The 24047-nt window shown below is 71.8% G+C and carries 17 protein-coding genes and 1 pseudogene; 6 read left to right on the top strand and 12 right to left on the bottom strand.

Annotated features, from left to right (window positions below; genetic code table 11):
• Positions 1-65 precede the first annotated feature (65 nt).
• Entirely contained in the window at positions 66-989 is a 924-nt protein-coding gene (locus ACQEVU_RS51880; RefSeq protein WP_433338070.1) for an alpha/beta fold hydrolase, read from the top strand.
• Between the two features lie 75 nt (positions 990-1064).
• Here the strand turns inward: ACQEVU_RS51880 and ACQEVU_RS51875 are convergent, their stop codons facing one another.
• Both ACQEVU_RS51875 and ACQEVU_RS51870 read right to left on the bottom strand, forming a co-directional pair.
• On the bottom strand, positions 1065-1430 hold the full coding sequence (locus ACQEVU_RS51875) for a hypothetical protein (protein WP_433338068.1): 366 nt from the start codon (positions 1428-1430) through the stop codon (positions 1065-1067).
• A 1-nt stretch (position 1431) separates the two neighbouring features.
• Entirely contained in the window at positions 1432-5952 is a 4521-nt protein-coding gene (locus tag ACQEVU_RS51870; protein WP_433338066.1) for an SseB family protein, read from the bottom strand.
• 272 nt (positions 5953-6224) lie between these two features.
• Here ACQEVU_RS51870 and mycP point away from each other — a divergent pair, with 272 nt between their 5' ends.
• Positions 6225-7403, top strand: a complete 1179-nt coding sequence (mycP, locus tag ACQEVU_RS51865; protein ID WP_433338064.1) for a type VII secretion-associated serine protease mycosin — start codon at positions 6225-6227, stop codon at positions 7401-7403.
• A 498-nt stretch (positions 7404-7901) separates the two neighbouring features.
• On the opposite strand, the gene ACQEVU_RS51860 is transcribed toward mycP, so the two are convergent.
• Together ACQEVU_RS51860 and ACQEVU_RS51855 are read right to left on the bottom strand one after the other, a co-directional pair.
• Positions 7902-8204: a WXG100 family type VII secretion target gene (locus ACQEVU_RS51860; RefSeq protein WP_433338062.1), complete on the bottom strand. Its 303-nt coding sequence runs from the start codon at positions 8202-8204 to the stop codon at positions 7902-7904.
• Between the two features lie 14 nt (positions 8205-8218).
• Positions 8219-8542 carry a WXG100 family type VII secretion target gene (locus ACQEVU_RS51855; RefSeq protein WP_433338060.1) on the bottom strand — a complete coding sequence of 108 codons (324 nt, stop codon included), beginning with the start codon at positions 8540-8542 and terminating at the stop codon, positions 8219-8221.
• A gap of 62 nt (positions 8543-8604) precedes the next feature.
• On the opposite strand from ACQEVU_RS51855, the gene ACQEVU_RS51850 reads away from it, so the two are divergent.
• Positions 8605-9474 carry a DNA adenine methylase gene (locus tag ACQEVU_RS51850; protein WP_433338058.1) on the top strand — a complete coding sequence of 290 codons (870 nt, stop codon included), beginning with the start codon at positions 8605-8607 and terminating at the stop codon, positions 9472-9474.
• Here ACQEVU_RS51850 and eccB read toward each other — a convergent pair.
• Positions 9468-10817, bottom strand: coding sequence for a type VII secretion protein EccB (eccB, locus tag ACQEVU_RS51845; protein WP_433338056.1), 1350 nt, complete (start codon positions 10815-10817; stop codon positions 9468-9470). The two genes, ACQEVU_RS51850 and eccB, sit on opposite strands and share 7 nt — an antisense overlap.
• A 100-nt stretch (positions 10818-10917) precedes the next feature.
• On the opposite strand from eccB, the gene ACQEVU_RS51840 reads away from it, so the two are divergent.
• The 3 genes and pseudogenes from ACQEVU_RS51840 to rarD all read left to right on the top strand — a co-directional run bounded on the left by ACQEVU_RS51840 (position 10918) and on the right by rarD (position 15009).
• Positions 10918-13059 (top strand): type VII secretion protein EccE, encoded by a 2142-nt coding sequence (locus ACQEVU_RS51840; protein ID WP_433338054.1) that lies wholly within the window; start codon positions 10918-10920, stop codon positions 13057-13059.
• Positions 13060-13547: 488 nt separating this feature from the next.
• Positions 13548-13895: pseudogene (locus ACQEVU_RS51835) on the top strand (phage holin family protein); the annotation flags it as partial.
• 187 nt (positions 13896-14082) lie between these two features.
• Positions 14083-15009: an EamA family transporter RarD gene (gene rarD / locus ACQEVU_RS51830; protein WP_433338052.1), complete on the top strand. Its 927-nt coding sequence runs from the start codon at positions 14083-14085 to the stop codon at positions 15007-15009.
• A gap of 170 nt (positions 15010-15179) precedes the next feature.
• On the opposite strand, the gene ACQEVU_RS51825 is transcribed toward rarD, so the two are convergent.
• The 7 genes from ACQEVU_RS51825 to nuoL all read right to left on the bottom strand — a co-directional run bounded on the left by ACQEVU_RS51825 (position 15180) and on the right by nuoL (position 24040).
• A complete protein-coding gene (locus ACQEVU_RS51825) occupies positions 15180-15938 on the bottom strand; it encodes a hypothetical protein (RefSeq protein WP_433338050.1) in 759 nt (252 codons plus the stop codon).
• 32 nt (positions 15939-15970) lie between these two features.
• Positions 15971-16486 carry a sigma-70 family RNA polymerase sigma factor gene (locus ACQEVU_RS51820; protein ID WP_433338048.1) on the bottom strand — a complete coding sequence of 172 codons (516 nt, stop codon included), beginning with the start codon at positions 16484-16486 and terminating at the stop codon, positions 15971-15973.
• A gap of 223 nt (positions 16487-16709) precedes the next feature.
• A complete protein-coding gene (locus ACQEVU_RS51815) occupies positions 16710-17486 on the bottom strand; it encodes an IclR family transcriptional regulator (protein WP_433338046.1) in 777 nt (258 codons plus the stop codon).
• Positions 17487-17934: 448 nt separating this feature from the next.
• A complete protein-coding gene (locus tag ACQEVU_RS51810; RefSeq protein ID WP_433338044.1) occupies positions 17935-18957 on the bottom strand; it encodes a polyprenyl synthetase family protein in 1023 nt (340 codons plus the stop codon).
• A gap of 111 nt (positions 18958-19068) precedes the next feature.
• Positions 19069-20604, bottom strand: coding sequence for an NADH-quinone oxidoreductase subunit NuoN (gene nuoN, locus ACQEVU_RS51805; protein ID WP_433338042.1), 1536 nt, complete (start codon positions 20602-20604; stop codon positions 19069-19071).
• Positions 20601-22130: an NADH-quinone oxidoreductase subunit M gene (locus ACQEVU_RS51800; RefSeq protein WP_433338040.1), complete on the bottom strand. Its 1530-nt coding sequence runs from the start codon at positions 22128-22130 to the stop codon at positions 20601-20603. The genes nuoN and ACQEVU_RS51800 overlap by 4 nt, the downstream gene beginning before the upstream one ends.
• On the bottom strand, positions 22127-24040 hold the full coding sequence (gene nuoL / locus ACQEVU_RS51795; protein ID WP_433338038.1) for an NADH-quinone oxidoreductase subunit L: 1914 nt from the start codon (positions 24038-24040) through the stop codon (positions 22127-22129). Before nuoL ends, ACQEVU_RS51800 begins: the two co-directional genes overlap by 4 nt.
• Between the last annotated feature and the right edge of the window lie 7 nt (positions 24041-24047).

The following is a 24047-nucleotide window of genomic DNA, read 5'->3' as shown; positions in this document are numbered from 1 at the left end:
CACAGCGTGAACGCTAGCCGCTCGCATGGCGTGAAATCGACCGCCTTGGCCCTACGCTGAGCCTCATGAACCCCTCGGTTGACGACACGTGCGTCATGATCGACGGGCCGTGGTCGCACCGATTCGTCAGCGCCAACGGCACGCGCTTCCATGTGGTGGAGGCGGGCACCGGGCCGCTGGTGCTGTTCCTGCACGGTTTTCCCGAGTTCTGGTACGCCTGGCACAACCAGCTGCCGGCCATCGCCGACGCCGGCTTCCGCGCGGTCGCCGTGGACCTGCGCGGCTACGGCGCGAGCGACAAGCCGCCGCGCGGTTACGACGGGTACACGATGGCGGGCGACGTCGCCGGCCTCATCCGCGCCCTCGGCGAGCGCAGCGCGTTCCTGGTCGGAGCCAGCTACGGCGGCATGATCGGCTGGGCGACCGCCGCGTTCCACCCGAAGATGGTCCGCCGCCTGGTCGTGCTCGGCGCCGCTCACCCGCTGCGACTGCGCGCGGGCCTCGCCACCGACCCGCGCGGCCAGCTCGCCGCCGCCAAGCCGGTGCTGCGCTTCCAGGTGCCGCGCTTCGAGCACGTTCTGACCAGGCACGACGCCGCACTGGTGGGCGACTACCTGCGCCGCTGGGGCGCGCCGGAGTGGGTCGCGCGCGAGGACTACCGCGACTACGAAGCGTGCTGCCGCGAGGCGATGCAGATCCCGCAGGCGGCGTTCTGCGCGCTGGAGACCTACCGATGGGCGGTGCGCTCGGCGCTTCGGCTGCAGGGGTACCGCTTCGTGAAGCTCCTGCAACAGCCCGTGACGGCCCCGACGCTGCAGCTGCACGGCGCGCTCGACCCGGCCGTGCTGCCACGCACCGCACAGGGATCCGGACGGTACGTGCTCGCGGAGTACGAATGGCGATTATTACCCAACGCCGCCCATTTTCCGCATCTCGAACAGCCGGACGTGATCACCGGAGAGATTCTCAGATGGGCCAAAGCAGGGTAATGGCTCGGGTCCGTGCAACGCACGACCGTTGCTCCCGCCAGGAATCCCGACGTCCGTCGGGCCAAGAACAAAACCTCAGACACGGTACTCGCGCAGCTCGCTGACCTCGGCCCGCGGCGCCCAGCCCTGGTACACGCCGTAGTCGAACTCCTCGAGCCCGATCTCGGCGGCGACCGGCGCACGCCCGCCCGTGTACTCGACGCGCAGCCACCCGTCGTGCTCGCCCAGCACGATGAACGGCTGGTCGCGCCAGAAGCAGGTGGTGCGCACGTACACGAGATCGTCGACGTCGTTGCGGTGCACGATGCGCCGGTACCGCCCCGGCCGCACCTCATCGAACCCGTCGCCGGCGTCCGGCCGGTAGAGCCGCACGTCGTCGCCGTCGGGGCTGGCCTCGTACTCGGCCCCGCGCCAGCGCGCCGCATACCCGTCCCGGATCACGCTACGCCCTCCGCCACGCCGGACCGTCCGCGTCGAGGCGGGCGATGAGCTCCTGCTGACCGTCGCGGCGCAGTCGCCACAGCTCGGCGTCGTGCGGCAGCCGCGCGCTGTCGACCTTGAACTCGGCGATCACGTCGCCGGTCTCGCTCGGCGCGAACCCGTTGCCGCGGAACGGCGGTCGCTCGATGACCCAGCCCTCCATGGCGCGCATGGCCTCGGGCGACGAGCCGCCGTACGGGATCCGGTAGAGGTCGCCGCGGTAGGCGATCCAGCGCAGCACGTAGGCCTCGTCGGCATCGGGCTTGAACGACGAGCCGGCGTACCCGAGCCCGAGCGCGTTGTACAGCTGCTCGGGCGTGCGCAAGTGCCCAACCTCCGCGGCGCGGTGCACGAACCCGGAGACCCGGTCGTAGTTGCGCTCGAGGTAGTGCGACAGCTGCTCGGGCGAGATCGGCTTCTGCATGACCTGCTCGCGCCCGGACGCCGGCGGCTCGTACGCGGGCCGCCTCTCCGGCTCGGCCGCGGCCGGCGCCGAAGCGGCCGGCTGATCGTCCGGGTCGTCGACCCCGAGCCCCATCTCGGTCGCCCAGGTCGCCAGCTGCACCACTTCGGTCCCCGGCAGCACGGCCCCCGCCGGCGACTCGGGATTGATCGCGAACGCCAGCTGGTCACCGGGCGGCCAGTGCCGGATCAGCCGCGTGAACTTGATCCAGCTGCCCTGCGCGTCGGCCCCGAGCCGCTCCTGCATCCGCTCCGGCGACGTGAACACGATCAGATGCGGCAGCCCGTTCATGTGCTCGGTCCGGAAGTTGGCCGGCTCGATGGGCCCGTCGCCGGTCCAGAACGGGATGAGCACCTTGGCCAGCAGCAACGTCGACAGGAACCGGTCGGTGCTGTTGGCCTGCGCCGCCTCGAACAGGTCCTGCTCGACGGTGTTGGCCGGCCTGAAGTCCGGCACGGCGGCCTTGACCGCGGGCGTCACGACCTCGGCGTCGACGATCTCGTCATGCAGTCGTACGGGCGGCGCGTCCTCGACGATCTCCGGCTCGTAGACGGGCTCGCGCGTAGGCTCACGCGCCGGCTCGACGTGGTACACGGCGGGCTCGGTCGACGGCGTCCACTCAGCGGTCGCTTCCCCGGCCGGCGCCCACTTGTCGGTGCTCGCCTCGCTGGCCGGCGCCCACTTGTCGGTGGTCTCGGCCGACGGGGACCACTTTTCCGTGGTCTCGGCCGACGGGGTCCACTTTTCCGTGGTCTCGGCCGGCGGGGTCCAGTCGTCCGTGCTCTCGGCCGGCGGGGTCCAGGAGAACGTCGGCTCCTCCGCCGCGCCGGCGCCGGCCGACGGCAGGTCCTGCACCGCGTCCCGCTGGAAGTCGGGCCGCTCGGCGGCCCCGTCCTCGAAGAACGTCCGCAGCGAGGGCGACGCCTCCTCATCGGCCCGCACCCCCGCATCGCGCTCCGGCGGCACGAGGAAGAACGACCCGGTGTTCTCCTTCTCGTCCTCGCTGCGCCGCTGCTCCTGCGCCAGCGTCTCAACCCCGGAGGCGAACGAGGCCTGCGCGGGCTCCTCGTGGTCGTCGGGCTCGGACCGCAGATCGGCCAGCGCCGCGTACGGATCCCGGATCGCCGGCTCGTCCACCGGCACCCCGAACGCATTGAACGCCCGCGGCTCCGCCTCGTCGTCGAAGAACGGCCGCTGCGGCTCTTCGCGTGCGCTCTCGCCCGGCTCGCCGAAGAACGACGGCTGCACCTCGGCCCGCCCGGCAAAGAACCCGGGCGCTTCTCCCTGCTCGGCCTTGCTGCCCCACGTCGACTCGGCCGGCGCAGCCGGCTCAGCCTTGTTACCCCACCCGGACTCGGACGGGGCAGTCTGCTCGGACTTATTGCCCCACCCGGACTCGGACGAGGAAGCCTGCTCGGACTTGTTGCTCCAGCCGGACTCGGGCGACGGCTCGAACGTGCTGCGCTGAGCGGGCTGGTCGGCGCCGTTGGCCCAGCCGGACTCCGGCCGCGCCTCGAACCCGCCGTGCTGCCCGCCCTGCTCGCCCGCGCCCCATCCCGGCTGCTCCGCCGGCTCACGCCGCGACTCGAACGCCCCCGGCTCACGCCGCGACTCGAACGCTCCCGGCTCGAAAGCCGCCGGCTCACGCCGCGACTCGAACGCACCCGGCTCCGCGGCCTGGTCCGGCCGCGGTTCGAAGAGCCCTCGCTCCCCACCGCCGGCCCCCGGCCCGGGCGTGTCCGAGAAGAACGGATGCTCATCGAGGTTGGCGCCCCCGAACCCGGCACTGCGTGCCCCGGAAGCAACGCCCCCGAACGCCTGGTCCGAGGCGGACGGCGCCTCGTCAACCTCCGGCGCCTCCACGTCGAGCCGGCTGAACCCGGGCCGATCGAACACAGGCCGGTCGAACGGCAACGGCGCCTCCGGCGCGTCCGCCCCACGCCACGCCTGCGGCCCATTCTCCGGCCCGCGACCCTCGCCCGCGAACGCCTCACCACCGCTTCGCGCCGCCAGCCCCGGTCCCCCGGGCCGCACGTCAGCGGCCCCGGTCCACCCCGTACGGCTGGGCCCGTCAACGGCCGGGTCACCGGCGGCGAACGCCCCGGGATCGACCAGCCCCGGCCGCAGCGGCACGGACTCGCCGCCCCGATACGCCGCCGGCTCCCCGGGCCGCCGCGGCAGCGACTCCCCGCCCGCGAACCCACCGGCTTCCCCGGCACCCGGCCGCGACGGCTCGCCGTACGGCGCGCGCGACGGCTCCCCGCTCACCGGCCGCTGCGGGAGCACATCACCCGAAAGCGGGCGCTGCGGCAGTGCATCGCCCGAGAGCGGCCGCTGCGGGAGCGAATCACCAGGAAGCGGACGCGACGGAAGTGCATCGCCCGAGAGCGGGCGCTGCGGCAGCGCGTCGCCGGCGCCGAGCCGCGACGGCAGCGGCCCACCCGGCCGGTACGCCGCGGGCGGCTCCGGCTCGGGCCGAGTCGCCTGAGGCTGCCGCGTCGGCAGCGGCGGCCCCGACGCCAGCGGCAGATCCGGCGGCGGCTGCCAGGCGGCCGGAATCACCGGCTCGGCATGCTCGGTGTAGATCTCGCCCAGGCTGCGGGCCGGCTCGCGCCGCGGCCAGTACCGCCGCGGATCGCCACCGGCCTCGTCCCGCCCGGCCTCGCCACCACCCGGCCGCGAGGGAAGCCCGGACTCCCCGCCAAGCGGACGCGAGGGAAGCCCGGACTCCCCGCCAAGCGGACGCGACGGCAGCCCGGACTCGCCACCACTGGGCCGCGACGGCAGCCCCGACTCGCCGCCCAAGGGGCGTTGCGGAAGACCCGACTCGCCGCCCAGCGGGCGTGACGGAAGACCTGAATCCCCACCCATGGGGCGCTGCGGAAGGCCGGACTCGCCGCCGAACGGGCGCGACGGGAGGCCCGACGGCCGCGACGGAAGCCCGGACTCGCCGCCCATCGGACGCGACGGCGGGCCGGACGTCGGGGCTCCGCCGTTCTGCGGCCGGGTGGGCAGGTCGGTGCGCCCCGACGGGCCGCCGCGGTCGAGCCCGGAGAAGAGCTCGCGCTCCCCCGGCACGTCCAGCGACTTGCGGTCGGAGCCGTCGAACAGGCCCCGGGACGCGGCGCCGGGGAACGATGCCCGGCCACGCGCGGCGGCGCCGCCCGAAGTCGGTGCGTTTTCGGCGGGTAGGGGGCCACTTGGCGTACCACTTGGGGAGGAGGGCGACGAGAACGCCGACCGGCCCATGGTGCGCTCGAACGAAATCGGGCGATCCGCCCGGGTCGGCAGAAATGCCCCGGGAGGCGCCACGTCCGGCGGGGGCACCTCGCGGCGCGGCGGCACCGTCGACGGGGGCGGCGGCGCGGGCGGGGTGGCGGCGGGCGGCACGTAGGGGCCGGGCGGCTGGAACGGCGGCGCGCTCGAGGCCGGCGGCACCGCGGGCGGCGCGGGGGCCGCGGCCGGCGGGGCCGACGTCGTGGCGTTGGGCCCGCCCTGGTCGGCGCGCATCCGCTGGCGCTCGATCGGCGTGGGCGCGGGCTGGTTGGGCACGGTCCGCAGCGGTACCTGCGCCACCGCACGAGTCCGCGAGGTCGCCTGCTCGATGCGGGCCCGCGCGCCCAGCGTGCGGCCGGGCAGCCGCACGTCGCCGCGGCTGATCTGGGTCACGAACCACGACGGCAGGTAGCCCTCGATCGGCAGGCCGGGGTTGACCGCCAGCCACCACTCGACGTTGGGCCATATCCCGGCAAGATCGCGGAACGGCACCCGCCGGTGCGTGCCCGGGTGGCCGGCCAGGCACTCGTGCAGCGCCGACGGCGAGGTGAAGGCCAGCACGTGCGTACGACCCTCGGTCGTCCACGTGCCCCAGCCGCCCTCGTTGTTCGGCGAGCTGTCGGGCGCGATCGGCAGCAGGACGTCGGTGCGCGCCAGGATGCGGAAATACTGCTCCTGGTCGTTTGCGCGCAGCGCATCACGCATGGCGACCTCGGCCTCGGTGGCCGGCTCCCACTCGCTCACGGCCACCCCCTCTTCGGGCTCGGAAACCGCCGCGTCGCCGAAACCTAACCTATACGGCCAGGACAATTCGAGGGGTGCGACGCGGGCAAGCGCTCCGGCCAGCATAGCGATCGAAGCCCGGTGGATCACAGCGCTGTCTCATTCGCGGCACCTCGCCAGGGACAACCCATCGATGGCCGACGTCATAGCATGGTGCCATGCCCCGCCGGCGCACCCTGTCCGCTTTGGCGGTTTTGCTGAGTCTCGCGGTTTTTCTCATCCCAAATCCGGCCGTGGCGTGGGCGCCGGCCACCTGCCCAGGCGCGGTCCGCAAGCCGGCGCCGGCACCGTCGGGCACGCCGTGGCCCCTGCAGCGGTACGACCTGACCAGGCTGAACGCCCTCGCCGACGGCCGCGGCATCGTGGTCGCGGTGATCGACTCCGGCGTCGACGCGCGCAACAGTCAGCTGACGGGCGCCGTCCAGCCCGGCCCCGACCAGCTCGACGGCGGCAACTCGGTCCTCGACTGCGTCGGCCACGGCACGGGCGTGGCCGGCATCATCGCCGCCCGCCCGACGCCGGCCTCCCCGTTCCGCGGCCTGGCCCCGGCGGCGACGATCCTGGCTCTGCGCGTCAGCGAGCAGATCGAGGGCGACGACGGCTCCCCCACGGGCCGCCGCGGCACCCCGCAAGGCCTGGCGAACGCCATCCGCGACGCCGTGGCCCGCCACGCCCGCGTGATCAACCTGTCCCTGGTCTCGTACCAGGACAACGACGCCGTACGCGAGGCCGTCCGCTTCGCCGTGGCCAGCGACGTGGTCGTGGTGGCCGCGGCCGGCAACGGCGCCGAGTCGGGCAACCAGACCCCGTACCCGGCGGCGTACGACGGCGTCATCGGCGTCGGCTCGCTAGCCCCCGACGGCCAGCGCGTCCGGACGTCGCAAACCGGCCCGTACGTCGACCTCGTCGCCCCCGGCGCCGAAATTGTGACGACCGCAACAGATAAGGGCCTCCAGGTCGTCGACGGCACCAGCTTCGCCACCCCGTTCGTGGCCGCCGCCGCGGCCCTCCTGCGCCAGTACCGCCCGGACCTCACCGCCCGCCAGGTCGCCGCCCAGCTCACCGCCACGGCCGACGGCGGCCACGCGGGCCCCGGCTACGGCGCCGGCGTCCTCAACCCGTACCGCGCCCTCACCGAACCCGTCGGCGCCTCCCCGAACCCGGCCGCGCAGCCTCTGGCCCAGTCGACCCGCAACGACGCCGCCGAGGCCGCGGCGTCCACGGCCCGCCACCGCACGGTCCTCCTGGGCATCGGTGGCCTGCTGGCGGTGGTGATCGCGTTCCTGGTCGCGATGGTGCTCCCACAGGGCCGTCGGCGCCGGTGGCGGCCCGGGCTTCGGGAGCTTCCGCCGCCGCAGTCGACGATGCCGGACCACACGACGCCGGCCTTCGGCCCTCCACCGCACCGCTGACGCCTGCGCGTCGCCGCTCGCTCCTGGCACTCCTCCCATCGGAACTTCCCGACATTTCGGAAATGTCGGTTATCAGCAGCGGCCGCACGGAGACGGCCGAACGAGGGAGCGCGGGGAATCGGCGGCAGGGTGAAGCAGCGCCAGGCAAAGGGGGCGGCGCAGCGTCAACGGCGGCGCAGCGTAAAGAGGACGCGGCGCAGAGACGGCGCGGCGCAACGGCGGCGCGGCACGAGCGTCCGGGGCGCGGCACAAAACAGCGGCAGCCCCCAATGGCAGCGCGGCACACGAGGCGGCGCGGCCCGATGGCGGCAAAGCACGCACAAGCAGCGAGCGCGCAGCACAAGCAGGGCCCGGCACAATCTACGCCGTGGCCCAACGGTCGGGCGGCGCAAACGAACACCGCCAGGTAATGCGGCGCCGCGACGAAGACGACGCCGTGGAGACAAGCGGCGCCCGCCCCACCGCATCCGTGGGGCAGGCGCCGGACGTGCGAACCGCTCAGCCCTGACCCGGGAAGAGGTGGACGTTGCGCTGCTCCGTTTCGCGGTACCGCTGCAGGGCCTCCTCAACCTGAACCTTGATGTCGCGAACCATCAGGGCCAGATCCCCACCCGCCCGCTCCCAGCCCGCCTGGCGCACGGCATACGCCTCCTTGGCGTCGCCCTCCCAGCCGGCCGTGAGGCGCTTGCCCAGCTGCGAGACCTCGTCGAGGCGCGCCTGCAGCGTCTCCAGCGCCTTCTGCAGGGACATGCCCGCGTGCTCCAGCGCGGCGTATTGAACAACAAGCGTGTCGTCCGTCATGGGAATCCTCCGGATCAGCCGAGCGCGGAAAGGTCGATGCCGGTCGTGCGCTGCATCCTGCTCGCCGCCTCGGTGTCGGTGGCGTCGTAGTTCTGGCCGGCCGTGCGAAGCGCCTGCGCCGTCTCCAGGAGGTTGCGGTTGAGCGCCACCTGGTCGTTGTGGAAAGCCTGCTTGACCGCGGTGAACGAGCGTCCGCCGGCGCCCTGCCAGCCGCTCTGCGTGATTTCCAGCTCGCTCATCAGCGTGTTCAGCATGTTCTGCAGTTCGCCGTCGACCTGCTCGAACCGCTGCGCCGCCGCATTGAGCTCGGCCTGTTGAGCCTGCGTTGTCTGAGCCACCGGCGATCACCCCCGTCTCTCGTTAGTTGGCTTCCGACTTGCCAGCCTGACGTTATCGACATATGACGATCGGCCACCAGACCCAATGCTTCCCTGTGGATAACTTCCGGCATTTCGCCTTTATGATGTGCGTCATGGCGGAGGGCCGCTCGTTCATCAAGTGGGCTGGCGGAAAGACACGGTACGCGTCTGCGCTCATCGCCGCTGCCCCTGCGTACTCGGGGCGCTACTGGGAGCCATTCATGGGCAGCGCCGCCGTGTTCTTCGAGCTCCGGCCGGCCAAGGCGGTGCTCTCCGACGCCAACCCCGAGCTCGTCGCCTGCTTCCGCGCGGTCGCCGCCGACCCCGAAGCGGTAATGGCGCGGCTCGATGCGATGCCCAACACGCCGGAGGAGTTCGCGCTGGTCCGGCGGCTCGATCCGGCCACGCTGGACGACATCGAGCGGGCCGCCCGCGTCATCTACCTGAACAAGACCGCGTTCCGGGGCCTGTGGCGGGTCAACCGTCACGGCGGGTTCAACGTGCCCTACGGAGCGTATGACAGGCCGTACTATCGACGGGAAACGCTGCTCGAAGCCTCGCACGCACTCGCAAGCGCCGATGTCCGCCTGTGCGACTTCGCCGATGCGCTGCGCGAGGCGGCGGCCGGCGACTGGGTCTTTCTCGACCCGCCCTACCTGCCCGAGGGCGGGTTCGCGGACTTCAAGCGATACACCGCGGGCCAGTTCCGCGACGCCGACCACGAGCGGCTGGCGGCGGAGATGCGCGACGCGTCCGACCGCGGGGTACTGCTGACCATGACCAACAGCGACACGGACGCCACGCGGCGCATCTACACCGGCTTCAACACGACCCGCATGGCGACCCGCCGCGACATCAACCTGCGCGCCGCCGCCCGCGCGAGCTTCGACCTGGTCATCACGAACTACTGAGCCGGCTGCCCGGCCGAAACGGGGTCGAGCGCCGGGCCGGCCGGCAGCAGCCCGACTACCTGGCTGGGCACGGCGACGGGGTCCTGGCCGGAGTACCCGAGCGCGGCCAATGCGTCGGGCACCGGCACGGCGTGCCGCCGGCCGAGGTCGGTGACCAGCGTGACCACGCCCGTTTCGGTCCGCACCAGAGCACCACTCCCCGGCGGTACCACCACCCGATCCGCCAGCACCGCCCCCTCCGACGTCGCCGAGGGGGTCCGCAGCGCGTGCGAAAGGTCGGGCGGGGTGGCGCCGATGGTGACGGCATCCGCGGTACACACCGGGCCGTTCTGGGCGTCGAGGATCTCCGGCGCCGACGTGGGCAGCGCGCCGGCGCCCCCGGGGTCGGGCGCGAACGGGTCGACGGTCCCGCTGGGCACGAACTGCCTGAACTGGTTGGCATTGAGCTCGACATAGGCCGCGTTGCCGCCCTGCAGCGCGGCGGCATCTCGCAGTGCGAGCAGCAGCGATCCCTGCAACGGCGTGACGGACTTGAGGCCTGCGGTGGTGAGCAGGAAGTACTGCTTGCCGGAACTGGAGTCGACGCTGTACAACTGCCCGACCTTGGCGGCTCCCACCGTCTTGCCTCGGTCGGGCACCGCCGGGGTGACCAGGTCGGTCCCGGACGGCAGGGCGTTGAGCAGGGCCTGCGCCACCGTCGCCTTCGGCCGCGACGACCAGACCAGCGCGGGCAGCACCTCGTCGGGCTGGCGGATGAGGTGCTTGTACCCGTGCCAGACCAGATAGGTCTGCTGCTGCGGGCCGGAGACGAGCAGGCCTTTGTCCGCCAATGGTGTACCCCCGGAAGGCCCCCCGCCGACGAACAACACCGACCCTTCGCTCGTCGAGCAGACCGTCCACGCCCCTTTCCGCAGCCCGGACGTGGGCGGCAGCGAACTCGGCGCGCCCGCGATGCCGAGTGTTTCGCCCCGTGGCGCGCCCGCGAGCGCCGAGCGCTGCACGACCACCGTCGGCGCGCCGGGCGAGTTGAGGATCAGCAGCGCCGAGGCCTGGTTGAGGACGGGGTGGAGGACTTCGTCGCGGTACACGAACAGGGCCCCCGACTCCTGCTCCACAATGATCGCCTTGTCATTGCGCCATTTGCCAGAATTCCCGGGCCGGACGGCGGCGAGCGCGGCCGCCCCGCCGATGCCCAGCGCAGCGATCAGCACGCCGACCAGCGTGGCCCCGGCAACCCGCCGAAATGGCGGCTGAGCAGGGTCGGTGTCCCGCATCACCAACGCCGACACCACCCGCTGGACCATGAACTGGTACGAGTGCAGCTGGTCCTGCCGCGACGCCATCAGCCCCCCAAAACTGTCGTACCGGCGCCCTACGATAAGCCCGTCAGTTCCATTGGCGGGGGGCGATATGGCGACGCGCACGCGGATAGTGCTCACACAGGTGGCAATCGCGCTGGTGGCCGGCGCATGGGTGGCCGGCCCGGTCTGGACGATCGCCGCCGCTCCGGTGGCGCTCGTCCTGCTGGTCTTCGCGGTCGCCCGGGTCCGCAACCGCCCGCTCTCGCGCTGGATCGGCGACGGCATCCGCTTCTTCGGCCGCCGCCGCACCCTGCCCGCCGGCTCCGGCGGCGCGGCCCTGCTGGCCCTGGTCCGCCCCGGCGCGTCCACGTCCAGCCTCGACGTGGACGGCGCCGACGTAGGCGTGCTCGAGGACACCGACGGCCTGGTCGCCATCGTGCGGGTCGGCGAGGTGTCGGCCCTGCTGGGCACCGCCCTGCCGCCGCTGCCGCCGCTGAGCGCCCTGCTGCCGACGCCGACGCGGGACGTCCCGGAGGTGCGCGTCCAACTACTCGTCAGCGCCGTGACCGCCCCGCCGCCGTCGGCGACGCCGTCCGCCACGTCGTACCGGCAGCTGACCGAGGGCCGCGTGCTGGCCCACCAGCGGGTCCTGATCGCCGTGCGGGTCCGTCGGGCCGGCGGCTACCGCCGAGCCGACCTGGAGCAGTCCCTCATCGTCGCCGTCCGCCGCGTCACCCGCCTCGTGACGAAGGCCGGCCTGCCCGCGCTGCCGCTGTCGGCCCCGTCGGCGCTGACCGCGGTGATGGAGGCCGCCCAGCACGACCCAACCCGCCCGGTCCGCGAGACCTGGTCCGGCCTGACGATCGGCGGCCTGCACCAGGCCGTGTTCCGCCTGCGCCGCTGGCCGTCGGACCAGGGCCCGCTGATGACCCGCCTGCTGACCCTGCCGAGCTCGGCGACCACGCTGTCGCTGACCGCCCAGTCCCCCGGGCCTTCGACCACGGCCGCCCCCACGCCCTCGCCCGCCGCACCCGCACGCGTGCCGGCCCAATACGCCCCGTCCTCGATCCACGCCCCAGACGATCCGTCCGCGCTGGCCATGTCCGGCGCGCGCCCGGCGTCCGCCCACACCGACGGCTACGGCGGTTACGGCGGCTCCACGGGCCCAGGCAGCTACGGCGGCCAGGACGACTACACCGGCGGGCGACCGGGCTTCGCCCACGCCGACGGTCACGGCGGTTACGACAGCTCGACGAGCCCAGGCGGCTACGGCGGCCAGGACGGTCACGCCGGCGGGCGACCGGGCGTGGCCCGGCAGCGTGAGGGCGGTGCGCACGACGGCCTCGACCCGGTCGCGGCCGACGCGACCAGCGCCGTCAGCGGGGCGGCGGTGCGGGCCGAGCTGGTGCTCCGGCTGTCCGCGCCGACGGCCGCGGCGCTCGTCCAAGCGACAGCCGCCCTGCGCCGCCTGGTCGCCAGCATGGACGCGAAGGTCACCCGCCTCGACGGCGCCCAGCTCGACGGCCTGGCCGCCACGCTGCCACTGGGCGGCGGCGCCCCCGGCGAAGATGCCGTGCTGGCCGGCCTGGTCAGCGGCCGCGACGGCCTCATATTGGGCGGCGGGCGCCCAATAACCGCCACCCCCGCCCTGCTGTCGGCCACCGAGCCGACGGTCGGCGGCGAGGGCGTGGTCATGGGCGTCAACCGCCGCGGCGACCCGGTGGTCGTCCGGCTGTTCCGCCCGGAGCCGACCCGCGCCGCCCTGATCGGCGGCCTGCGCTGCGCCCAGCTGGTGATCCTACGGGCCCTGGCCACGGGCGCCCGCGTGGTCGTGCAGTCGGCCCGCCCGCCGGCGTGGGAGCCGTTCCAGCGCGCGCTCGGGCCGGCCGAGCCCATGGCCGTCGTGCCTCCGGGCCCGGTGGCCGAGCCGCCCCCGGCGAGCGCCACCCGCCCCCAGCTTCTGGTCATCGACGTCGGCCCGGTTGCCGGCCGCTCGGTACCGGTGCCGGAGAGCGCCTGGCGCACGGTCCTGCACGTGCGCGACGACCTCACGTCGTCCGACACCGACCTGCTGACCCGGGCCGACCTGGCCCTGCTCCAGCCGCTCAGTCCGCACGAGGCCGCACTGGCCGGCGACGCCCTGGGCCTGGGCGACTCGCGCGACTGGCTGACCCGCATCTCGGCCGAGATGCTCGGCGTCGTCGTCAACCGCCAGACCGTCCGCTGGACGCAGCTCGCGACGACACCACTGGAGCACCAGTTGACCGGAGGCCCCGCCCGTTAGTCCGGCGGCGTAGCGCGGGGCTACGGCGGCGTCGGCCTCCTCCGGGGTCGTGTATTGCGCGAGCCGGCAGGATCCAATCCCGGGGTTCCGCCGCGCGCGGCTTCGTCGCCCCCAGCGCCGGCTCCGCAAGCGCGACCGCGGCCAGGGCCGCCGGTCACCGAGCTACTTGCTCACACGTCGTTCTGCACGGTGCCGAGGATGCACACCGGTTGGAAACTCGATGAGTTTGGCTTGTCGCGGTGAGTGACTCGGCGGCGTCGGGTGGCGAGCTCGTGTGGGGCCATCGCGTCGAGGAGATCAGCCCACAGACCGGTTTAGCAGGGCTTTTTCCGCTGAGAGCCGCCCGCGAAGTAGCCGACGGGCAGGGCAGCGACAAGACGTCCGGGCGCGCTGCCGCAGGTCCTGAGGGGGTTCGGATGGAGCGCAGCTCACCCGGCTCGAGCGAAGCGAGCTAGGTACTCAGCCAGGGGCGTGGCACGATCACCCGCATGGGAATCCTCATCCGGCTCGCCGTGAGTGCGTTCACGGTCTGGCTGGCCACGTTGGTGATCTCCGGCATCACCGTTGAGGGCAGCTCCGGGCGCAAGGTGCTCACCGTCGTCGCGGTGGCCGCGATCTTCGGGATCGTCAACGCCGTGCTGCGGCCGATCATCAAGACGATCGGGTGCTGGGCGTACGTGTTAACGCTCGGGCTGGTGTCGCTCGTCGTCAACGGGGCGCTGCTCCTGCTGACGAGCAAGATCGCCGAGGCGCTCGACCTGACGTTCCACGTCGACAAGTTCTGGCCGACGGCGGTGCTCGGGGCGCTGTTCATCGGCATCGTCAGCTGGCTGCTCAACTTCTTCGTGCCGGACGGCAAGGACAAGAAGCGCAAGCAGGAGTACGACCGGCGGCAGCCTCCGCCGCGGCAGCAGTACGGCAACGGGTACCAGCAGAACTACCGCAACTACCGGTGACGAACGCCATGGCGTGAGGGGTGGGCGAGCGCCCGCCCCTTACCGCGGTAAGGCATACGGTGTCTCCGTGGACCCCCTGCGCCGTGGTTACCTCTCCGCTCTGTCGGCCAATGTGCTGTGGGGCGTGTTCCCGCTGTACTTTCACGCGCTGCGGCCCGCGGGGGCCGTCGAGGTGCTGGCGCACCGGATCGTGTGGTCGCTGGTGAGCGTCGGGCTGCTGCTCGCGGTGCTGCGGCGGTGGCGGCGGCTGTTCGAGCTGCTGCGCAACGGGCGGCTGGTCGCGGGGATCTCGGTCGCCGCGGTGTTCATCGCCGTGAACTGGGGCGTGTACATCTTCGCCGTGAACACCGACCGGGTGGTCGAGGCGTCGCTGGGGTACTTCATCAGCCCCCTCTTCGTCATCCTGCTCGGCGTCCTCGCCCTGCGCGAGCGGCTGCGGGTCGCGCAGTGGGTCGCGCTCGGGATCGGGACCGTCGCGGTGCTCGTGCTCAGCGCCGACTACGGGCGGCTGCCGTGGATCGCGGTGACGCTGGCCGGGTCGTTCGGGTGCTACTCGCTGATCAAGAAGCGGCTCGGGCTGCCCGCCGCCGAGGGGCTGCTGCTGGAGTCGGGAGTGCTGACGCTGCCGGCGCTCGCGTACCTGGTGTGGCTGAGCGTCCGGGGCGACTCGACGTTCGGGACCGTGTCCGCGGTGCACACGCTGATGCTGGCCGGCAGCGGTCTGCTCACCGCCGTGCCGCTGCTGCTGTTCGCCGAGGCGGCCAACCGGGTGCCGCTGTCGGGGCTGGGGATGATGCAGTACCTGACGCCGACGCTGCAGCTGATCATCGGCGTGCTGCTGTTCAGCGAGCCGATGCCGCCGATGCGGCTGGCCGGGTTTGCGATCGTGTGGTGCGCGCTGGCGCTGTTCACCTGGGACGCCTTCCGCCAGGGGCGGGCAAAACGCGACCGGGTGGCCACCGTGGCGGCCACCCGGGTCGGTGTGAGTGAGTAAGAGGACGTCCGGCTACGTGCTGGCGCTGACGCGACCGGGGGCCGCCGTGGCGGCCACCCGGGTCGGTGTGAGTGAGTAAGAGGACGTCCGGCTACGTGCTGGCGCTGACGCGACCGGGGGCCGCCGTGGCGGCCACCCGAGTCGGTGTGAGTGAGTAAGAGGACGTCCGGCTACGTGGTGAGGGTCAGCAGCGTGGTGCCGTCGCCCTTGCGGATCTCAATGCGGGCGATGTTGGAGCGCGGGATGCCGCTGTGCGCCGTCAGCTGCATCTCGTCGCCGGAGCGGGCCGTCCAGGTGTCGATCTCCTCCGGCTCCCCGGACTTGGGCACGACGACGAGCTTGTAGGTCCACTTGGCGTACTCGTCGCCCTCGCCCTCCTTGTAGGAGCAGCGCATCCGCACGACCGTGCCGTTGTCGGCCGGGGACACGGCGAGCGAGGCCTGCACCGGTACCGTCGCGGCGACCTCGCGCATCGCCTCGAAGTCCGGCTGGCCGATGCCGATGGCCCGCACGCCGATCACGGCGACGACGGCCAGGAACGCGGCCACGAGCGCCGTGCCGGCCGTGGTCCAGCGGCGCCGGCGGCGCTCGGTGCGCCGGGCGCTGCGGGCCCGGTCGAGCACGCGCGGCAGCAGCGGGTCGACCGCGGCTCCGTTGATCCGCTCCGACCCAGCCCCCGCGGCCATCGTCGGACCGGCCCACCGCGAGGCCGACGCGTGGTCGTCCACAAGGTCGCGCTCGTCGGAGACCGCCGGGTCGTCGAGGTCCGGGTCGGACGCCAGGGCAATCTGCGCGGCGATCTCCGGGTCGAGCCGGCCGAGCAGGCCCGGCAGGTCGGAGAACTCCGCCACCTCCGCACGGCATTCCGCACAGTCGGCGAGATGCCGCTCGTATGCCTCGTGCTCGGGCGGCGACAACGCCCCCAGCACGTAGACAGCCGAGTCATGGAGGTGTTCACACCTCATTGCGTCACCCCCAACTCCTCCAGTACGACTTTCAGCGAACGCAGTGCGTAAAAGGTCCGCGACTTGACCGTGCCGGCCGGCACGCCCAGGCGCTGCGCCGCCTCGGCGACCGAGCGGCCCTGGTAGAAGCACTCAACCAGGACCTCGCGGTGCGGCCGGGACAGGCGGGTCAGCGCCTCGGCGATGACCCAGGACTCCACCGCGCGCTCGGTCTCGTCGACCACGGCCGGAGTCTCCGGCATCTGGTCGGTGAAGACCTCGCCCACCCGCGCGGAGCGCCGCCGCCACGCGTCGATGGCTAGGTTCCGGGCGGTGGTGAAGAGCCAGGCACGGACCGAGCCACGGGCCGGGTCGAGCGCCTCGGGGTGTTGCCAGGCCCGCAGCAGGGTCTCCTGCACGAGGTCCTCGGCCCTTTGGCGGTCGCCGCCGGTCAGTCGCAAGGCGTGGGCGAACAGCGCGTCGCCGTGCTCCGCATGGAGCGCCTTCAGCAGGTCAGCATCGTCTCTACTCACGCCTCGATATGTTTCCGATCCCTTCCACCTGCTTCTACGCACTAATACGCAGAGAGGTTCAGCCCAAGGGCACATGTCACGGATGCGACATCGGCGGGACCCCCGCAACACCGATGGTGCTACGGACGACGGCGAGCGGCTACCCAGCGATCCGCGGCCGCAATCGGTTACTCCGCGAGCCGCGGGCGCAGACGGTTATTCCGCGAGCCGCGGGCGCAGACGGTTATTCCGCGAGCACCGTGGCCAGGTGGTGGGCGGTGGCCAGCAGGCGGGTGCGGACGACCTTCGCCGAGGACATCAGCTCGGCCGGCGGCAGGGCGCAGGCCAGCACGACCCGGCGGTCCTGGTCGCGGTCGTTGACGACCATCACCGCGGCGCAGGCCAGGCCCGGGCGGAACTGGCCGATCTCGATCTGCATGCCGCGCCGGTCGCCGGCGGCGAGGTCGGAGTCGAGCGCCTCGGCCGACGTGAGCGTCGCCGTGGTGTAGGCGCGCATGCCGTACTCCTTGAGGAACCGCCACCGCTGATCCGGGCTCATCGTGGCCAGCAGCGCCTTGCCGAGCGCGGTCGCGTGCGCCGCCTCGTCGTAGCCGGGCACGAGGTCGTCGAGCGGGGGCGTGCGCGGGCCCTCGGCCATCGCGGTCACCGCCACCCGGCCGCCGACGAACCGGCCGAGGTAGTGGCTGTAACCGGTCTCGGCCGCGGCGCGGCGAAGCCGGTCGATGACGGCGCTCGGGCCGCGGAAGGCGAGCACGAGCTCCCGGTAGCGGTCGGCGATCTCGAGGCCGACCACGTAGGTGCCGTTCTCCCGGCGGATCACGTAGCCCTCATAGGCCAGCGTCCGCACGAGGTGGTACGTCGTGGCGACGGTGAAGTCGCATCGCCGGGCGATCTGCTTCACGGTCAGGCCGCGTGGCGACTGACCGACCGCCTCCAGCACTCGTAGGGCCCTCGAGACGCTCCGGATGAGATCCGAGGGTTCGGCTTGTGGATCGCGCACCGCCGCCCTCCCCAGCCGCAGCAGTAACTGGAGTAACACCATATGAAATCGGAGAGGGTGGAGGGAACATTCTGATCATTTGTGGCGCGAGGTGAGGGGATTTCAGCGGTCAGCACATAGAGATGAATGCACCATACTGGACACCCCGATCGTGACGAACCATGAGCGACACGCCGTTCCAGCTGAGTAATGGCCACATGTATGCGTCATTAGCTGAGTAGGTAATGACGCCTTAAGTGAGTAGTTGACGCCAAACTGTGCAATCGCCGCTCCGGCCCGTCATCGCGTCGTCGCGACTTGTCGTCGGCCCGGGTACCGCGCCAGGTGGCCTTGAGCAACGTGCAGCTCGGGCATCATGTCCGCACATGGCGTACTGAACCATGAAAAAACGGACCGACGCCGGGGGAACGGAACATTGACCGGCGTCGGTCCGAAGGGCCAGAAAGCGTCAGTTGGTCCGATCCGCGATGAAGTCGCAGAGCGACTCGAGCGCCCGGCGGGCCGGCACGTCCGGCAGCGCGGCCAGCGTGCCGCGGGCGGCGTCGGCGTAGCCGCGGACCGTCTCCCGGGCCTGCTTGAGGGCCGCGGAGTCGCGCAGCAGGCCGAGGGCCTCGGTGTGCAGGGCGTCGTCGGTGACGGGGCCGGCGGCGAGGATCTCGCGCAGGCGCACGGCCGCGGCGTCGTCGTCGGAGGAGGCCAGCGCGTAGAGCACCGGCAGGGTCGGCACGCCCTCGCGCAGGTCCGTGCCGGGCGTCTTGCCCGACTGGAGCTCATCACTCGCGATGTCGATGAGGTCGTCGGAGAGCTGGAACGCGATGCCGAACGTCTCGGCGAACGTCGCCAGCGCCTCGACCTGCTCCGGGCTGCAACCGCCGAACATCGCGCCGAAGCGGGCGCTGGTGGAGATCAGCGAGCCGGTCTTGTGCTGCAGGACGCGCAGGTAGTGCTGGATCGCGTCCTCGCCGTCGAGCGGGCCCGCGGTCTCGTCGATCTGGCCGTGGACCAGCCGCGAGAAGGTGGCCGCCTGGATGCGCACCGCATCGACGCCCAGCTCGGCGGCGAGGTCCGCCGCCCGGGAGAACAGGTAGTCGCCGACCAGGATGGCCAGCGCGTTGCCCCAGCGGGAGTTGGCGCTGGGCGCGCCCCGGCGCACCGGGGCCTCGTCCATGACGTCGTCGTGGTACAGGGTGGCGAGGTGGGTGAGCTCCACCACCGCGCCGGCGATGACCACCTCGCGGCCGGTCGGGTCGCCGAACTGGGCGGCCAGGCCGACCAGCATCGGGCGGATGCGCTTGCCGCCCGCGTCGACCAGATGCCGGGCCGCCTCGGTGACCAGCGGGTTGGCGCTGTGCACGGAGTCGATCAGCACCGCCTCGACGTCCCCGAGGATGGCGGCCACGCTGCTCTCCAGCTCCGGGTCGGCAAGGGTCAGCCCGACGGAGGCACTCGACTGCACGGTTCCCGTACTCACCACAGCTCCAACGATGCCATACGAACTTCCAACTCCTGATACAGGGACGTCCCCGCGTGGTATTCCCACGGGGGACGTCACTGTCGGTACGTGCAAAAACCGGCAGGCAGGCTAGCCGAGGAACTGGCCGGCCTTCTGTGTCACCTCGAGCAGCGCGCCCGGCGCCACGCCCAGCACCAGCGTCGCGACCGTGCCGATGACCAGCGCGGCCGCCGTCATGGCGCCCGGGATGGACACGGCCGGCGTGGTCTCGCCCGGCTCGGACAGCCACATCATGACGACGACCCGCAGGTAAGGGAAGGCGAGGATGGCGGAACTCACCACGCCGGCGATCACCAGCCAGGTCTGGTGGCCGTCGATGCCGGCCGCGAACACGCCCACCTTGGCGGTGAAACCGCTGGTCAGCGGGATGCCGGCGAAGGCCAGCAGGATGAAGGTGAACAGGGAGGCGTACAGCGGCGAGCGCCGCCCCAGCCCGGCCCACCGCGACAGGTGCGTCGCCTCGCCGTCCGCGTCGCGCACCAGCGTGACCACGCCGAACGCGGCGAGCACGGTGAAGCCGTACGCCACCAGGTAGAACAGCGAGCTCGACAGGCCCTTGTCGTTCAGCGAGATCACGCCGATGAGCAGGTAGCCCGCGTTCGCGATGGACGAGTAGGCCAGCAGGCGCTTGATGTCGGTCTGCGTGACCGCGAGGATCGCGCCGACGATCATCGTGAGCACCGCGATCGCGCCGAGGACCGGCTGGATCGTGGTCTTGGTGCCCTCGAAGCCGACGTAGGCCAGGCGCAGCAGCCCGCCGAACGCGGCCACCTTCGTGCAGGCCGCCATGAGCGCCGTGATCGGCGTCGGGGCGCCCTGGTACACGTCCGGCGTCCACACGTGGAACGGCACCGCGGCCGCCTTGAACAGCAGGCCGATCGCGAGCATCGCGAGGCCCACGTAGAGCAGGATGTCGTTCTGCTCGTGGGCGTGGATCGCCGTGGCGATCGCCTTGAAGTCGACCTGGCCCGCGTAGCCGTAGACCAGCGCGATGCCGAACAGGAAGAACGCCGAGGCGAACGAGCCGAGCAGGAAGTACTTCATCGCGGCCTCCTGCGACAGCAGTCGCCGGCGGCGAGCCAGCGCGCACAGCAGGTACAGCGGCAGCGAGAAGACCTCGAGCGCGACGAACATCGTCAGCAGGTCGTTGGCGGTGCTGAACAGCAGCATGCCGCCGAGGGCGAACATCGTCAGCGGGAACACCTCGGTCCCGCCGCCGATGCGGGCCGCCTGCTCGCGGTCCCGGTCGGTGTTGGCGGTGACCGCGGCCTGCGCGACGAACGCGCCGCCCGGCTCCAGCGTCCGCTCGCCGATCAGCAGCAGGGCCACGATGCCGAGCACGATGATCGCGCCCGACAGGAACAGCCCCGGCTTGTCGATCGCGACGGCGGTCGAGGCGGTGATCACCGGCTTGTCGCCCTGGCGGATCACCATGACCAGCGCGGCGACGAGGCCGGCGAGCGCCAGCGTGAGCTGGACGCTGTGCCGCACCCGCTTGGGCACGAAGCCCTCGACGAGGACCCCGACGCAGGCGATGCCGAACAGGATCAGCATCGGCGCGAGCGCCGCGTAGTCCAGGTGCGGCAGTTGGAGTGTGTCGTTCACTTGCCGGCCTCCACGGTACCCACGGTGGCTTTCGGGTCGGTCTTGCCGACGTCGTGCATGGTCGCCTGAACCGCCGGGTTGATCACGTCGGTCAGCGGCTTGGGGTAGAAGCCCAGCAGCAGGATCAGCGCGATCAGCGGGGCGACCACCACGGCCTCGCGCACCGACAGGTCGCGACCCATTGCCTTGATCTCGGCCAGCTTCGGGTTCGGGGTGCCCTGCGTCGTGCGCTGGATCATCCAGAGCACGTACCCGGCCGCCAGGATGATGCCGGCGGTGGCGATGATCGCGACCGTCTTGTTCACCGTGAACGTGCCGATGAGGACCAGGAACTCGGAGACGAAGGGCGACGTGCCCGGCAGCGCCAGCGACGCGAGGCCGGCGATGAAGAAGACGCCGGCGAGCACCGGCATGAGCTTGCCCGCGCCGCCGAAGTCGGTCACCAGCGCGCTGCCCCGGCGGGCCACCAGCATGCCGACGACCAGGAACAGCAGGCCGGTCGCGAGGCCGTGGTTGACCATGTAGAGCACCGCGCCGGTTCCCGCCTGGGTGGTGAAGGCGAAGATGCCGATGCCGATGAAGCCGAAGTGCGCGATCGAGGTGTACGACACCAGGCGCTTCAGGTCCTTCTGCCCGATCGCCACCAGCGCGCCGTAGATGATGCCGATGAGCGCGAGCGTGAGCCCGAGCCAGGCGAACTGCTTGGACGCGTTGGGGAAGAGCGGGAGGCAGTACCGCAGGATCCCGAAGGTGCCGACCTTGTCCAGGACGCCGACGAGCAACGCGGCGGCCCCGGCCGGGGCGGCCCCACCGGCGTCGGGCAGCCAGGTGTGGAACGGGAAGAACGGCGCCTTGATCGCGAACGCGAGGAAGAACCCGAGGAACAGCCACCGCTCGGTGTTGGCCGAGAAGTCGGCGTTGACCAGGGTCTGCCAGTCGAACGTCTGGCCGCCCAGCACCCACAGCCCGATCAGCGCGGCCAGCATGAACAGGCCGCCGAGCAGCGAGTAGAGGAAGAACTTCACCGCCGCGTACTGCTTGTGCTGCCCGCCGTAGGAGCCGATCAGGAAGTACATCGGCACGAGCATGACCTCGAAGAACACGTAGAACAGGAACACGTCCTGCGCGGCGAAGACGCCGATCATCGTGCATTCGAGGGCCAGCAGCAGCGAGAAGTACGCCGGGACCGACCGCTTGCTGTGCTCCGCGTCGTGCCAGGAGGCCAGGATGACCAGGGGCACCAGCAGGGCGATCAGCGCGATCATGACGAGCGCTATGCCGTCGACGGCGAAGGTGAACTTGGCGCCCCACTGCGGGATCCAGGTCCAGGAATCGCGCAGCTGGAACCGGTCGCCGTTGGGCTTGAACTGGGTCCAGAGGCCGACGCCGAGCGCCAGGACGAGCACCGACCAGGCCAGCGCGGCGCGCTTGGCGAGTTCGGGCTTGTCCTTCGGCAGCAGCGCGACCCCCACCGCGCCGACGAGCGGCGCGGCCGTGAGGACGGTCAGGTAGGGGAAGTGGCTCATCCGAACTTCACCGCCAGCGTCGCGGCCACCACAAGCACCGCACCTCCGAGGATGGACAGGGCGTACGAACGCACGAACCCGGTCTGGGCCCGGCGCATCCGGCTCGACCCGCCGCCGACGCCCGCGGCCAGGCCGTTGACCAGCCCGTCGATGCCGCGGTTGTCGAGGTAGACCAGGGCGCGGGTCAGGTACCGGCCGGGCGCCTCGAACACGACCTCGTTGAACGCGTCCGTGTAGAGGTTGGCCCGGGCGGCCGTGACGACCGGCCCGGCCGGCTCCTCCTGCAGGGCGGTGCCCTTGTTGAACAGCGCGATCGCGAGGCCCGCGCCGGCGAACGTCAGCACGATCGACAGCACGGTGATCAGCCAGTGGGCGATGACCGGCTCGTGCGCGGCGTGCTCGGGGCCGTACACCGGCGTCAGCCAGTCCGGCACCGAGGTCGACAGCAGCCAGCCGGCGAAGACCGACCCGACCGCCAGCAGGATGAGCGGGATCGTCATCACCGCGGGCGACTCGTGCGGGTGCTTGATGTCGTCCGTCCACCGCTCCGGGCCGTGGAAGGTCAGCCAGAACAGCCGCGTCATGTAGAACGCGGTCAGGCCGGCGCCGAGCAGGGCGGCGCCGCCGAAGAGCCACGCCGTCCAGCCCTCGCGCTCGAAGGCCGCGGCGATGATCGGCTCCTTGGAGAAGAAGCCGGACAGGCCGGGGAAGCCGATGATCGCGAGCCAGCCGAGGCCGAACGTGACCCAGGTGATCGGCATGTACTTGCGCAGGTTGCCGAAGCGGCGGATGTCGGTCTGGTCGTGCATGCCGTGCATGACCGAGCCGGCGCCGAGGAACATGCCGGCCTTGAAGAAGCCGTGCGCGAGCAGGTGGATCAGGGCGAGCGCGTAGGCCGCGCCGCCGAGCCCGACGCCCAGGAACATGTACCCGATCTGGCTCACCGTCGACCAGGCGAGCACCCGCTTGATGTCGTCCTTCGCGCAGCCGATGATGCAGCCGATCAGCAGCGTCAGCGCGCCGACGGCGACCACCACGGTCTGCGCGTCCGGCGAGGCGTCGAAGATCGGGTGGGAGCGGGCGATGAGGTACACGCCCGCGGTCACCATCGTGGCCGCGTGGATGAGGGCGGAGACCGGGGTCGGGCCCTCCATCGCGTCGGGGAGCCACGCCTGCAGCGGGAACTGGCCGGACTTGCCGGCCGCGCCGAGCAGCAGCAGGAGGGCGATGGCCAGCACCGCACCCTTGCCCAGCCCGTGCACGCTGTTGAAGACGTCGGCGTAGTCGACCGTGCCGAAGTACGCGAACATCAGGAAGATCGCGATCGCGAAGCCCGCGTCACCGACGCGGTTCATCAGGAACGCCTTCTTACCGGCGGTCGCCGCGCTCGGGCGCAGGTACCAGAAGGAGATCAGCAGGTAGGAGGCGAGACCGACGCCCTCCCAGCCGAAGTACAGCATCACGTAGTTGTTGCCGAGGACCAGCAACAGCATCGCCGCGATGAAGAGGTTGAAGTACCCGAAGAACCGCCGGCGGCCCGGGTCGTGCTCCATGTAACCCACCGCGTAGAGGTGGATCAGGGAGCCGACGCCGGTAATGAGCAGGACGAACATCGCCGACAGCGGGTCGAACAGCAGGCCCAGGTCGACGTGGAAGCTCCCGACGCCGATGTAGTCCCAGAGCTTGAGCTCCACACCGTTGCGGTTCTCGAGGCCGCGCAGCGTGAAGAAGTACGTCAGCCCGAGCACGAACGACGCGGCGACGCTCAGCACGCCGAGCCAGTGACCCCAGCGGTCGGCCCGCTTGCCGAGCAGCAGCAGCACCGCCGCGCTGGCCAGCGGGATGGTCGGGAGCAGCCAGAAGGAGCCCAGCCAGCCGGTCGCCGTTGAGTAGGCGATTGTTTCCACCACCCGCTCC

Source organism: Dactylosporangium sp. CA-139066 (assembly GCF_050936175.1).
Classification (GTDB): Bacteria; Actinomycetota; Actinomycetes; order Mycobacteriales; family Micromonosporaceae; genus Dactylosporangium.
This window is presented reverse-complemented; position numbering and strand designations above follow the sequence as displayed.